Origin of the sequence: Pseudoalteromonas sp. Isolate6 (genome assembly GCF_022398435.1) — a bacterium.
Lineage (GTDB): Bacteria > Pseudomonadota > Gammaproteobacteria > Enterobacterales > Alteromonadaceae > Pseudoalteromonas > Pseudoalteromonas galatheae.
This window is the reverse complement of the sequence record NZ_JAKEVK010000114.1, coordinates 1-14,303: the sequence shown is the minus strand read 5'-3', so window position 1 is coordinate 14,303 and position 14,303 is coordinate 1. Positions and strand designations below refer to the sequence as shown.

9 protein-coding genes are annotated in these 14,303 nt (G+C 42.3%); 5 read left to right on the top strand and 4 right to left on the bottom strand.

The features are described 5' to 3' along the window. Window positions 1-9: 9 nt before the first annotated feature. On the bottom strand, window positions 10-1,047 hold the full coding sequence (gene pyrC, locus L1D50_RS14955; RefSeq protein WP_128726904.1) for a dihydroorotase: 1,038 nt from the start codon (window positions 1,045-1,047) through the stop codon (window positions 10-12). A 185-nt stretch (window positions 1,048-1,232) separates the two neighbouring features. On the opposite strand from pyrC, the gene L1D50_RS14950 reads away from it, so the two are divergent. Then, on the top strand, window positions 1,233-3,593 hold the full coding sequence (locus tag L1D50_RS14950) for an EAL domain-containing protein (protein WP_239966315.1): 2,361 nt from the start codon (window positions 1,233-1,235) through the stop codon (window positions 3,591-3,593). Window positions 3,594-3,640: 47 nt separating this feature from the next. Here L1D50_RS14950 and metE read toward each other — a convergent pair whose 3' ends face one another. Continuing rightward, complete coding sequence (gene metE, locus L1D50_RS14945) at window positions 3,641-5,917, bottom strand: 5-methyltetrahydropteroyltriglutamate--homocysteine S-methyltransferase (protein WP_275660205.1); 2,277 nt, start codon at window positions 5,915-5,917, stop codon at window positions 3,641-3,643. A 290-nt stretch (window positions 5,918-6,207) separates the two neighbouring features. Between metE and L1D50_RS14940 the strand changes: the two genes are divergently transcribed. From L1D50_RS14940 to L1D50_RS14930, 3 genes are all read left to right on the top strand, one after another. Beyond that, window positions 6,208-7,095: a LysR substrate-binding domain-containing protein gene (locus L1D50_RS14940; RefSeq protein WP_010370874.1), complete on the top strand. Its 888-nt coding sequence runs from the start codon at window positions 6,208-6,210 to the stop codon at window positions 7,093-7,095. Window positions 7,096-7,195: 100 nt separating this feature from the next. Further along, window positions 7,196-7,960, top strand: coding sequence for an ElyC/SanA/YdcF family protein (locus L1D50_RS14935; RefSeq protein ID WP_239966314.1), 765 nt, complete (start codon window positions 7,196-7,198; stop codon window positions 7,958-7,960). Window positions 7,961-8,105: 145 nt separating this feature from the next. Further along, window positions 8,106-8,477 carry a hypothetical protein gene (locus tag L1D50_RS14930; protein ID WP_010606607.1) on the top strand — a complete coding sequence of 124 codons (372 nt, stop codon included), beginning with the start codon at window positions 8,106-8,108 and terminating at the stop codon, window positions 8,475-8,477. 60 nt (window positions 8,478-8,537) lie between these two features. Here the strand turns inward: L1D50_RS14930 and L1D50_RS14925 are convergent, their stop codons facing one another. Beyond that, window positions 8,538-9,872, bottom strand: a complete 1,335-nt coding sequence (locus tag L1D50_RS14925) for a PepSY-associated TM helix domain-containing protein (RefSeq protein ID WP_239966313.1) — start codon at window positions 9,870-9,872, stop codon at window positions 8,538-8,540. A gap of 349 nt (window positions 9,873-10,221) precedes the next feature. Between L1D50_RS14925 and L1D50_RS14920 the strand changes: the two genes are divergently transcribed. Further along, entirely contained in the window at window positions 10,222-12,378 is a 2,157-nt protein-coding gene (locus tag L1D50_RS14920; protein WP_239966312.1) for a TonB-dependent siderophore receptor, read from the top strand. 184 nt (window positions 12,379-12,562) lie between these two features. Here the strand turns inward: L1D50_RS14920 and L1D50_RS14915 are convergent, their stop codons facing one another. Beyond that, window positions 12,563-14,188: a methyl-accepting chemotaxis protein gene (locus tag L1D50_RS14915; RefSeq protein WP_128726910.1), complete on the bottom strand. Its 1,626-nt coding sequence runs from the start codon at window positions 14,186-14,188 to the stop codon at window positions 12,563-12,565. Window positions 14,189-14,303: the final 115 nt, after the last annotated feature.

Below are 14,303 nucleotides of genomic sequence, written 5' to 3'. Positions count from 1 at the left end.
ATTTAACTCTTATTCAACTTTCCAATCAATTGTCGCACTTGCTTTAATCGGAACAACCGTTCCTTCACCTAATTTATATGAATCGGGCACTTGCCACGGAGACTTAGTCAGCGTAATGGTGTCCGTATTGCGCGGCAGGTCATAAAAATCTGGACCAAAGTGACTAGCAAAGCCTTCTAACTTATCAAGTGCGTTTGCATCTTCAAATGCCTCTGCATAGAGCTCAATTGCAGCATGTGCGGTATACGCCCCAGCACAACCACATGCAGCTTCTTTTTTATCTTTCGCATGAGGGGCTGAGTCAGTACCCAAGAAGAATTTTTTACTTCCGCTTGTCGCCGCTTCAATTAATGCTTGTTGATGCGTATTGCGCTTTAAGATAGGTAAACAATAATAGTGAGGGCGAATGCCACCAGCCAACATATGATTGCGGTTATAAAGCAAGTGATGGGCTGTGATAGTTGCGGCAACGTTGTCAGGCGCTTGATTAACAAAATCAACAGCGTCTTTTGTCGTGATATGTTCGAGTACAATTTTTAACGTTGGGAAGTTATCAACGACTTTGGATAATTTCGTCTCAAGGAACACTTTTTCTCTATCAAAGATATCAATAGAAGAGTCCGTCACTTCACCGTGTACGAGTAGCAACATGCCAACTTCTTGCATCGCTTCAAGCGCTGGATATACATTTTCAATATCCGTTACGCCCGATGCTGAGTTTGTTGTTGCGCCGGCTGGATACAACTTAGCTGCAACGATATGACCGGTTGCTTTCGCTTTTTTGATTTCTTCAGGAGTCGTGTTATCTGTGAGATATAACACCATTAGCGGCTGAAAGTTACCTTGAGGATTAGCGGCCATAATGCGGTCACGGTAAGCCAAAGCAGTCTCTGTGCAAGTTGCTGGTGGTACTAGGTTTGGCATGATAATCGCACGGCCCATGTAGCGACTAATATCTCTTACCGTATCGACCAAGACATCACCATCACGTAGGTGCACATGCCAATCATCTGGTCGTGTAATCGTTAGCGTTTGTTTGCTCGTCATTGCTCTCTTCCACTGCTGAATTTGCCCGATCATAGGCTGCGCATGGGTGTTAGTAAAGTTTTTCAGGCCAAGCGCAGATTATTTCATTTTGTCAGTTTACTTTTAGCTCGTTTTCATTTTTCACAACATTGGTAAATATATACAATTTAAGTTAACTTAGTAGCATCTTTTCATGAGAAATATGTATGCTATCTGAGAACCAAAAATTAGAATCAAAAACTGAGCAGCTTAGCATCATTAACCAGTTTTCCTCGTCGCTGCTGCATCTAACCAAACTTGACGAATTATTTGAATACGTTACAACACAGGTCGTTAATCGACTTGGATTTGTAGATTGTGTTATCTACCTTGCTGACCCTTATCAAGAGTATTTAGAAGTCGCTGCAAGTATGGGCGTTTGCCATGCTAATGGGGATTATCGTGTTGAGCAAACTAAGATAAAGATTGGTTCAGGTATTACCGGGCAAGTTGCAACGACTAGAGCGCCCTTTATTTCTGGGAACGTCGCCTCTCACCCAATGTATATTGCTGATTTACGGCCAGCCATGTCAGAGCTATGTGTACCACTTGAGTATGATGGCCACTTGATCGGTGTTATTGACTGTGAACACCCTGAGTCTGATTATTTTACCTCCGCGCATTTACAGATATTATCAACGGTCGCACATTTACTCAGCGCCAAAATCCATCAATTACGCACCTTAGAAAACCTCCAAACCACGATTACCCAGTTGCACCAAGCGCAGAATTTAGAAAAATCACTACTGAAAATTGCGAACATCACTTACCGCTTTGAGAACCTTGAAGCTTTTTATGATGACTTATATAAAATCATTGCCTCTCAGCTTTGCGCCGAGAATTTCTTTATTGGCCTTTATGATACTCAACAGGATATTTTAGAAATCGATTATTTGATTGAGGGAGGCGAAAAGTGTAATGCTCACCAAAAAGTATCAAAAGATCAGATTAAGCATACTGCATCCTACTATATTCTGAAGAACCAACGACCTCTGCTATGCGATAACGATCAATTTAGAGCGCACATTACGCGGGGTGATTTTAAGATGGTGGGTCGCTCGCCACGCTCTTGGTTAGGCGTACCATTTTTGGTTAATGATCAATATCAGGGCGTGATTGTGCTGCAAAGCTATAATAACGACCAAGCTTTCGTGAGTCATGATTTATCTATTCTGACTTATATAAGTCGTCAAGTCAGCATGGCCATAGATCGGCAGCTTTCAAGGCAGGCACTAGAACATAGAGCTTTACACGATGATTTAACAGGTCTAGCCAATCGCTATTTATTATTAGAGCGGATCAAACATGCTATTTTGAGGCTAGCGCGAGTGGAGTCCTCTAATTTGCACTGCCTGATCTATCTCGATTTAGACAGATTTAAAAGCATTAATGACTCACTTGGCCACGATGTTGGCGACCATTTCTTAATTGCTATTGTTGAGATGATAAATGGCTGCATTCGCAAAACCGACACCTTTGCGCGGCTCGGGGGGGATGAGTTTGCGATTTTTATGGAAAACGTCCAAGACCGGCAACAAGTCACTCTGCTTCTTAATAGGATCACCACCGCCATAACCAAGCCTCTTCATATAGATGGCCATGTTCTACAAGCTTCTGGCAGTATTGGCGTTGCATTCACTGATAACGAATCCGATAGCGCAATTAATTTACTGCAACAAGCAGATGCGGCAATGTACGAAGCAAAATCTTTGGGCCGAGGTCAAGTATGTTATTTTAATAACGCCATGCGCAAACGCTTAAAACAGCAGGCCGATATTGAAAATGATCTGCAGCATGGCATAAAAAACAATGAATTTTCGCTGTATTATCAGCCGATATTTTCCCTAACGACAGGCACTATTGTTAGCTTTGAAGCCCTCGTCCGTTGGTTTCACCCCAAAAATGGTCTAGTGTCTCCAGATGCTTTTATTCCGATTGCAGAGCAAACCGGACAGATCATTGAGCTTGACTTACATTTGCTGGAATTAGCAGCCAAACAACTCAAACGCTGGAAAGCGCAAAAGCAGCCAAAGATTCGTATTACCGTAAATGTTTCATCGCGACATTTCGCAAGCTTAGAGTTCGTAGATACAATTCAGCAACTTTATCATCGCTATGAGCTTACACCTGGTTCTTTATGTTTGGAAATCACAGAATCTGGATTGATCGCGAACCTAGCCCTCGCAACCAAAATTATTCAGGGATTAGAATCCCTTGGAGTGAAGCTTTATCTTGACGACTTTGGTACGGGTTACTCTGCATTAGGTTATTTGCACCAGCTGCCTATTCATGTGCTTAAGATTGATAAGAGTTTCATTGACCAACTAACTGAAAGAGAGAACCCCCTAGTTGATGCGATTTTGAAACTTGCGCAATCACTTAATCTGACCGTTGTCGCTGAAGGTATCGAGCTCGAAACCCAGTGGCAGCTATTAAAGCAAAAAGGCTGTCAATTTGGTCAAGGTTATATTGTTTCTAAACCATTAGCCGCAGATCAAGCGATGGCATTTTTACTGAGTAGAAACTAGCAAACACCTCATTGTATATAAACAATGAGGTATGTGGACTTTTTAGATTAACTTTTCCCTAATTCGCTTCTGAGCTCCTTGGTCGCTGTCACCATATTCTCAAGTGCGGCTCGGGTTTCTGGCCATCCTCGAGTTTTAAGCCCACAATCTGGATTCACCCATAATCTTTCTACTGGAATTTTCTTCGCTGCTTTGTGAATTAAATCTTTTATCCATGCCATCTCAGGGACGTTTGGCGTATGAATATCATAAACGCCAGGCCCGATGTCATTGGGGTAGTCAAAATGTTCAAAGGCGTCGAGTAACGCCATATTTGAACGTGACGTTTCAATCGTGATCACGTCTGCATCCATATCTGCAATGGCGGCGATAATATCGTTAAACTCCGAATAACACATATGCGTATGGATCTGTGTTTCGTCATTCACACCACTTGCGGATACCCTAAACGCATACGCCGCCCAAGCTAAGTAGGTTTGCCACTGACTGGCTTTGAGTGGCATCCCCTCTCTAAATGCAGGTTCATCGATTTGGATCACCTTAATCCCTGCATTTTGCAAATCCACGACTTCATCTCTCAGTGCTAGTGCAATTTGATTCGCGATGCTTGGCTTGTCTAAGTCATCTCTGACAAACGACCAAAATAAAATAGTCACAGGCCCTGTTAGCATACCCTTCATCGGTTTTTTGGTTAAGCTCTGTGCATAACTCGTCCAATTAACTGTCATTGGTGCTGCACGCGAAACATCTCCCCAAATCACAGGGGGTTTAACACAGCGTGAACCATAACTTTGCACCCAGCCAAACTGAGTAAAGGCAAAACCTTCGAGTAATTCACCAAAATACTCAACCATGTCATTGCGCTCCGCTTCACCATGTACAAACACATCTAAGTTAAGCGCTTCTTGTTCTTCAACGGCATAACGGATCTCCGCTTCCATCTGGCTATGATAAGCATCAGCATTCAAGATACCCGCCTTATAATCACGCCGTGCCTTACGAATAGCTTGAGTTTGTGGGAAGGAGCCGATCGTTGTGGTTGGCAATAGGGGTAAATTTAGCGACTGTGCTTGTTTTTTAATTCTGATCGCGAATTCACTATTGCGTTGACCATCTTTTGCTGTAAGCGCTGAAACACGCTGTTGTACCTCGCTATTATTCACGCGAGTAGAGGTCAAGCGCGCTTTTACAGGCTTAGAATATTCGACCAACTGGGTAATATCACGTTGTTCCAATGCATTTTTCAATAATGCCAGCTCTTGCCCTTTTTGTTTGGCAAATGCGAGCCAAGACTTTAATTCACTGTCAAGCTGTTGCTCTTGCTCTAAGTCGACTGGCGTGTGCAATAATGAGCATGAAGGAGCAAGCCAGAGATTATCACCACGACGTTCATGAACCTGAGCAAGTTGCTGGTATGCGCCTTCGAGATCCGAGCGCCAAATGTTACGACCATTCACAATCCCGAGGGACAGTACACTATCTTGCCCAACTACTTCACCTAACACGGCCAAGTCATAGTTTGCCGCTATGCAGTCAAAATGTACGCCTTCTACGGGGTAAGACTGGATATCTTCAAGATGCGCTTGTACGGAGTCAAAATAACTGGCCAATAACACTTTTACTCCTTGGCCGTTCAACGCATCAAAGCTTCGGCGCAGCGCGTTGCGATAAACATCGTCGATTTCCAATGCTAAAATAGGTTCATCAATTTGTACCCACTCAACGCCTTGCTCTGCAAGCTTGCCGAGTACCTGCTGATATACAATCAATAACTTATCTAATAAAGCCAATTTATCAAACTCTTGACCAACGCATTTAGCTAAGTAGAGATAGGTTACCGGGCCGACCAATACGGGTTTTGCTTGGTAGCCAAGTAATTGTGCTTCCTCTACTTGAGTAAATAACTCCGTCCAAGTCAGAGCAAAGTCCTGCGTTTGTGTTAACTCAGGGACGATGTAATGATAATTAGTGTTGAACCATTTTGTCATTTCACTGGCAGCACACGCACAGCCGCTAGGTGCTCGCCCCCTACCAATCCGAAATACAGTATCAAGATTTACCGGCTCATTATTTTTGTGACGACTAGGAATAGCGCCGACAAGTAATGAAATATTCAATACGTGATCATACCAAGCAAAATCGCCTACAGGGAGAAGGTCAACACCTGCGTCAGCTTGCAACGCCCAATTTTTTGCACGAATACGCTTTCCTTCTGCGATTAGGTCGTCTTTCGTTAAGTCACCTGACCAATAGCGTTCTACTGCAAATTTAAGTTCACGCTTTTTGCCTATACGAGGAAAGCCCAAGTTATGTGTTAATGCCATAATTTAAATTCCATCTAGAGGTTTAGATGTCTAAAATATAGTTTTCATGTTTAAAAACAACAATTGATGCTTTCTCAGAGTTCACATGAATAAAATTAAATTGTAATTTTTTGCAAAATTTTTACAGAAGTAGTGACAACGCTGTCATTTTTAGTGTTATAGTGGATTAGTGAATTTTTGAACAATTCACCGCAGGTATTTAGACGTCTAGACATTGATAATAACTAAATAGAATCGTAATATTGAGAAAAGCTGAGATTTGCTCACTTCAAATATGAGAATTGTTGATAATGATTGATATAAAGCACCTAAAGACTATCTCCACCTTGAAAGAAACTGGTTCTCTTGTGAATACTGCGCGAGAGCTATTCCTAACTCAATCTGCTTTATCACATCAGATCAAAGATCTTGAAAGCAAACTCGACTGCCAGCTTTTTGAGCGCAAAACGCAGCCTGTACGTTTTACCCCTCAAGGGATGTTATTATTGGAACTTGCCAACGATGTTTTACCTAAAGTTGAAGCAACCAAGTGTCGTCTGAAGGAAAGCCTTAATCAGCCTATCTCGCAACTCAGATTAAGCGTGGAATGTCATGCATGTTTTCACTGGTTGCTGCCAACAATTAAAGAATTCAATACCTTTTGGCCTGACATTAAGGTCGATTACGAGCGGGGCTTTAGCTACGACGCTATTCCTGACCTTATTGAAGATGAGCTGGACTTAGTGCTTACCTCAGACATTCGAGAACCCGAACAACTGGAATACGCGCACCTTTTTGACTTTAAATTAAAGTTAATCGTTGCACCAGATCACGAATTGGCCAAGAAGGCCTATGTCACAGCACTCGACCTAAAAGATGAAACCATCATTTCTTACCCTATTCCACGAGAGCGTCAGGATATATTTAAGCACTTCATTCAAAATGCACGCTTTGACGGTACACTAAAAACCGTCGATCAAGGTTTATTAATCTTCCAACTTGTCAGTGCAGGTATGGGGGTTGCAGCATTACCGGACTGGTTAGTGACCCCCTATGAAAGCCAAGGATTGATTAAATCTATTCCTCTTGGCGCACTTGGGTTAAATCGCCCGATGTATTTAGCTATGAAGAAAAGCATGAAAGACAACCCTGTCTATCGTCATTTCCTCAACACTTGCCGCAAAACCACCGCAAGATAATATTCAGGGCTCTTTTTGAGCCCTTACTGTTATACATTTCTACAGCTTCAATCTCATGCTAGCATTGCGTTAGGCTTATCTAAATCTAGGACATCTTTAAATGTTTGAAGTCAAAAAGGTTGTCGGTCAACTTCTGATGCCTTTACCGTTATCTTTGGTTGTGCTTATGGGGCTTATGCTTTTTATCTCTAAGATGCGTAAAGGACCTTATATTGCAAGCTGGTTCGTCTTACTCACCACTTGGGCATTGTCGACTCCTTATGTCGCACAACATATTATCGAGAGAGATACTGGCACTCTCGCTGCATTCAATCCAAGTAAGCACAGCAACATAGATAAAATCGTTGTACTTGGCTGTGATTTATACCCAGATAAATCTCTCCCCAGCAACGCCCAACTCGGCAGCTGCGGTCTAGCTAGGTTAGTTGAAGGTGTAAGACTTGCTAATATTTACCCAAAAGCCCAACTGTATGTCTCTGGTTACGGCTATGGCCATGCAACAAGCGCGGGACTTATGGCGAGAACCGCACAGAGCTTAGGTATTTCCGCTACACGTATTAAGCAAAACCCCAATGCCAAAGACACAGCGGACGAAGCAAAAATGCTAGCACCTTTGCTAGTCGATTATGACGTTGCATTGGTTACATCGGCTGCGCACATGAAACGCGCAAAAAACCTATTTGAAGCGCAAGGTATTGAAGTGTTCTCTGCGCCGACGGAATTTTATAACTTCAAGCAATACCCACTAAGCAGGCTATTTATCCCGAACCATAAGGCCTTAGAAGTAGTCACCCGGATTTGGCATGAGCAACTTGGCAGTATGTGGATCACAATTCGTCGTATTATTGACCCAGAAGCACTATAAGCGTCGAAAAAGACATCAAAATCAGGCTAAAGTTCGATGAATTAGCGCTGAAAAACGTAAAAAATTGAAAATTTGCGCAAATATGGGTATAAATAGAGTTTAATCTTAACCCGCGTATCCGCGTACAACACGACTAGGATCTACGATGAGTAAACTAGATAAAACTGAAGTACTAAGCGCTTTCGAAGCTGCGTACGAAGCTGCACATGGCAAAAAGCCTGAAATCACTGCAAAACCAGGTTGGTATAGCATCGATGGAGGCAAAAACATGCGTCTTGCTGAAGTGGCTGAATTAACAGAAGAGCTAACTTCAGGGTCAGCTGTAGCAAGTGAGACAACGCAGGCACCTGCCAAAAAAGCGAAAACGACTAAGAAAGCGCCTAAGGCTGCAGCTGTAAAATCAGCAAGCTTTACTATCGTTACAGAAAACGAAGATGGCTTCAAAGCAGAAGAACAGTGGATTGCTGAATTAGCAGCAAAGGATCACGACTGTCGCTTACCTCGTGGTGTTGTTTAATCACAGTTTCATGAGTGAAGAAACCTCGCAGCAGCGAGGTTTTTTTTGGCCTGCAAAAAATCAATTCATACCCAACTTGAACGAAGACCCCCGATTTTTAAGACATAAGTTAAGCAGAGCTGCGCTCCAAAGCACGATAATTAAGCAAGTGAACGACACCCAGGCCGATAAAAATATAAACGAAGCAAAGGGTAACTCTGGCCACCTTCCTGCAATACCATAACCCATAATAGTCTGTTGAGCGTAAAAGCAAATACATAAGATCATTCCAAAGCTTAAAGACAGTGACACTACAACACCTCGATGCTCATCTTTACGACGCAACTTAAACTGCCGTTTAATGTACATATAAGTACCACTGAGAACCAAAAATGAGATTACAATCCCAAATATAAACCACAATATTTTCCCCCATACACCCGCAAAGTTGCCAAAGTGTAGAGGGTCTGCAGTGTCAGATAAGCGCCAGTACAGACCTTGGCTCGATGCTGTTTGGCTGTATACAACTTCACCGCTGTAAGGGTTTACATATATTTTATTTGCCCTATCCCGCACGACCCAATCGTGGGATTGCCCCTCAGCATAAAAATAACCTCCAGAATAGCGGATCGCTTTCACCTCAAGGTCGGGTCTCGCCCCTTTTACTATTGCGAATAATTCTACTACTGACAATTGCGGCTTATTCTGTCGTGGTAGTTCGGGCAAAGGATTAACGGCAAAATCACCAACGTCGGTAAAGGCTGTTTTACCATCAACCAGATCCATTCGTACAAACTCAAATAGATACCAGATACTCGTGAATGAAATAACAATCGCAAGCCATAAGCCCCATACTCCACTTATTTTATGCATACTTGCCATTTTGGCTCGAGCATCCCCGCTAAGTGTTAAGGCAAATAACTTCTTCCACCAGCCGCGATATACATAAAGCGCACTCACAGTCGAAATACATAAAGGCACGGCAAAGATAAGCACAAGATAATATGAAATGATGCTGTCAAAAACGCCGAAAAAATGCATGTGAAAATCGCGAAAAAAGCGCTGAATATTAAAAAAGCTGGTTTCAGCTTGGATAGCTCCTGAATATGGATCGACATAAACATGTTGCCATGGACTATCTGGCATCCGCATCACGATGTCATGCGCAAAATAAGTATCAGGACCTGTAAAGGCAATCCCTATTTGGGCGTCAGGATACGCCTCTTGTACCATCTCATAAGCTGCTGCTAAATTTATGTTTGATTGGCCCTCTGTTGCCCTCACCGGCTCATTGAATAGCCAATCTAATTCGTGGGCAATACTCGCAAACGCGCCAGTCCAGCATATTATGAACAGCAACAACCCAAACCACACGCCACTCAAACTATGCCAGTTGAACCATTGTTTTGCCGTCATGTACCACCTAATAGCGAAGACATAAAACGACTTCACTCCCTTGCTTTGATATTCAAACACAGATAAGCCCCTGTGACAGCGCTATCTAACCTAATTGACACCCTACCTAACAATTAGATCCTGACCAATCTGAGATTTGGGTAAGCCATTATTTTTGCAATAATTCATTTTTTGAATTACCCCTTATGGTAACAAAAAGAATTATCATTTAGAATTGAAAATAATTTCTGTTTTCAGTTAGAACTGGTCGAAAGCTTGGTTCAATCTCAGAAAAATAGCTCCTACATTTCATAGGAACTTTCATCTTTATCTCTTGTGACGAAAAAACAATTTAGGAAAGGAAACACCCATGCAAACCAAAGCGCATCAATCTACAGCACTAGCTCTGATGTTATCACTCCTTTATTTTTCTCCAAATGCGGCAGCAGAAGTCGATCGCGACAATATTGAACGGATCAGTGTTGTTGGCCAGCCAATCAAGCGTAACTCGGGTCCCACAGGACTTGACCTTACTATTAAAGAAACCCCCCAATCTGTCACCGTTTTAAGTCACGATTATATAAAAGACTTCGAACTTAATGACCTCGAAGATATCATGGTACAAGCAACTGGTATCTCAAGATACAAATTTGGAGCGGGTGATAATACTGAGTTTACCTCTCGTGGGTATCTCGTCAATGCCTTGGTCAAAGATGGTTTACCTACTTCAATTGCTGGACCACAAGAGAGTCGCCTAGACACTATTGTCTATGACCGAGTAGAGGTTCTTAGGGGCGCTGCTGGCTTGATGGCTGGCGCAGGACAACCATCAGCAACACTAAATGTTATCACCAAGCAACCAGATCGAGGCGGTTTTGTTGAAGTTGGTGCCGAGATTGGCTCTTGGAATAAAATGCGTACACATGTAGATGCAACCGGAGCTCTCACTAAAGATGAAGCATTGGCCGGACGAGTTATTCTTGCCTATGAGGAAAAAGATAGCTTCGTCGATAAAGAAAATAGTAACAAGATCGTTGCATACACTCAGTTGCATCATTATTTCTCTGAAGATACAGAAGCCTCGTTTAGTGTTCATTACCAAGACAATGAACTGAAACTATCGCCGTGGGGATTGCCAATTTTTTACTCTGATGGTAGCTCTGTTGAAATAGACAAGAAAACAAATTTATCCTCGCCAGATAGTTACAACGGCAATACCCACCAAAGTTATCATTTAAAATTATCTCACCAAATCAATTTAGATTGGGCACTTAACTTTGGCGCACAATACAGTAAAACAGAAGCTGACATTACCTTAACCTACTTTAGTGGAAACCCAAACAAAGAAACGGGCCTTGGTCTTCAAGGCGGTGATAGACGTTGGATAGAAACCGTCGATGGGACTAATTTTATTTTGGGACTGGTTGGTCGATTTGAATTATTTGACCGATCGCACCAAGTAAATATCACCTATTTAAATGCAGATTTTGAATCTACTGACGATCGCTTCGAAGAGTTGGATGAAAATGCGAGGACAATTTTTTATCCACTCCAATCGATTAATAACCTTCACCCTGCTGCTCATTTAACCGCAACCGATAAGCAATTCATTGGCTATTGGGACAAAGCAACAAAAGAGCTGAGTATCGCCCTTAGCAGTAAATTAACGTTAACAGATGACCTTCACGCTATTCTAGGCGTCAAATTCTTCGATTATGAACGCACCAACGAGCGTGATTTTGCTTGGAGCGGATTCTCTAGCGATAAAGGTAAAGAAACTGGTGAAAGCCTATATGTGGGGCTGGTTTACAATATCAATGATCAGATCAGCACGTATGCAAGTTACACCGACGCCTATGAGCCACAACTGGATAAAATAGATGTGAACTTAAAGCAATTAGCGCCGATCACAGCGCGAAACTTAGAAGTAGGTATCAAAACCACACTATGGGACGACAAGTTACGCTTAAATGTCGCTTATTTTGATAGTTTAAAGGAAGACTTTGGTGTTGTTATCCCCGAATATGCGAATGAGCGACCAGCTAGGTATCGACCCGTTGATGGTGCAGAGGCTGATGGATTTGAAGTTGAATTAGAAGCAAAGCTAACAGAAGATTGGCAAGCAAACTTTGGTTACAGTGATTTCGATGTTGTCGACGAAAATGGTGAAGATATTAACTTGTACGCACCAAGAAAGACGCTCAATGCAAGTACTAAATATACTTATGGGGCTTGGAACTTAGGCTTGAGTGCAACTTGGGATACAAACAGAAAAGTTGATATTTTAAACGTTCCTGGTGTTGACCTTGGGCTGCCAACAGGTGGCCGTCGAGGTGCTGTGCGCGCTGAGCTTGATAGCCAGCTTTTACTTAATGCACACATCAAATATCAATACTCTAGCCAGCTTAGCCTAAAACTGAATATCAGCAATTTAACAGATGAGACGTTTTACGACACGTACGGTTTTGTACCTAAAAAACATAACGAGCCTAGAGCATACAATTTAAGTATGGAATACCTGTTTTAACACAAAACAGTAGGGCCTGGGTTAGCAACCTATTTCAGGCTTGGTTAGGTATGCAAAACGCTTAAATATATAGAGCGGGTTTATGGACAAAACCCGCTCTATTCTAGCCCCAAATAATCAGCTTCATTGTGGTTTCTGACTTTAGCGCAAAACCTCTTAAGTTAATTATCAAGTAAAGCCATCATTAAACCTTGAATACCAGTACTTGACTGTTTAGCTTTTCAGCGAGCGCTTCTAAATCATTACTTACATCTGCGTTACTTTGTGCATTGCGAGTAATTTCAGAAATACTACTACTGAAGTCGTTTATGTTTTCACTTATTTCCGCAACCACCGTTGTTTGTTCTTCTGTCGCAGTTGAAACCTGAATGTTCATACCGACGATTTCATCTACCGCCTTGTCTATGTCGGTCATGATTTGAGCTGACTCATTAGCCCTATCCACTCCAGCTGCAGCGCTCGATTGCGCACTTTCCATGGATGACACTGCGTTTTGTGCCATGCCTTGTAACTTACTGATCATATCCCGGATCGATTCTGTGGCTTTTTGAGTATTGTGTGCCAACTGCCTGACTTCATCAGCAACAACTGCAAAGCCTCGGCCGGACTCTCCAGCCCTCGCAGCTTCAATTGCAGCGTTCAATGCCAAAAGATTTGTTTGTTCTGCAACGCCTTGGATCATTAACACAACTTGGTTGATTTCATTAGACTGATCGTTCAATGCTTTAATCAACTGTGCATTATCCCCAACCTCATTAGCTAGGCGCTCAATAGCCTGAATATTTTGCGATATTACACTCATTCCTTGTTTCGCTAGCTTACCCGACATCTCAGCCTTGTTCGCAGTGTTCATCGCGCTATGTGCAACCTCCTGTATTGCACTACTCATTTCCGTCGCCGCAGTGGCTATCATTACCGTTTGCTGTTCCTGCTCTTGTGACGTACCAGCAATTGACTGGCTAATTCCATTTAGCTCATTGGACGTAGAAGAAAGGCTATTTACCATAGTAACTAGATTAGTGACTAGTTCATGTAAGCTCGACACCATAGTATTAAAATCATTACCTATCTCACTCAATTCATCTTCCCCTTCAATCACTACACGCTGAGTTAAGTCGGCATCTTTTGCGATATTACCAATGCGTAAACGCAGGCGATTGAGTGGCTCATTGATTGATCTGAATATCAGCATACCAATCACTACCATAACTATCACAATGATGAAGGATGACGCGATCATGGCCGTTTTGGTTGCACTGGCTTCTGAGCGTCCCTTATCTCTCAGCGAACTTGCTTCGGCAAGCTGTAATTCAATCAACGCAGTATAACTCTCACTTAAAGGGTCAAATACGGCGTAAAGGTCATGCACAAATTTATCGTAGGGAATTTCTTCAAATGTATTGGCATTTACTCTGCTAGTGTAATCAGCCAACAACTGTTTAACGGTCAGTTCTGCAGCCTCAACCTGTTTGACAAGCTCTCGTTCTTCATTTGTCAAATCGGTCGATAAATATTGTCGCCATTCTTTTTCCGCAACCTTCTTCGCTTCGTCGATTTGCTTTAATGCAGCACTATTTGAGAGTTGATGACCTCGTAACTTATGAAAAGTATCAACAATAACCACCGCATAGTTATCTGACACCACTTTTATTTGCCTAAGTGGTACAACTCTGTCGTCATAGATATGGTCAATGTAGCTGATAAGGTTGGATAATGTTCCGATGGTGAAGATGGTAGCAAGAATAAAAAACACAGCAGGTATGCCCGAAAGCGACAACAATCTGCTTTTAACTGAAACCCTATTTAGCATAGTCTGATTTTTATTAAGTGAACATAGAAATAAAGTATTACTCAAAGTTCGTATATTACAATGATAAATGTAAATAAAGCGGCTCGTTTTTGACGTACATCACACTTCTTCGATG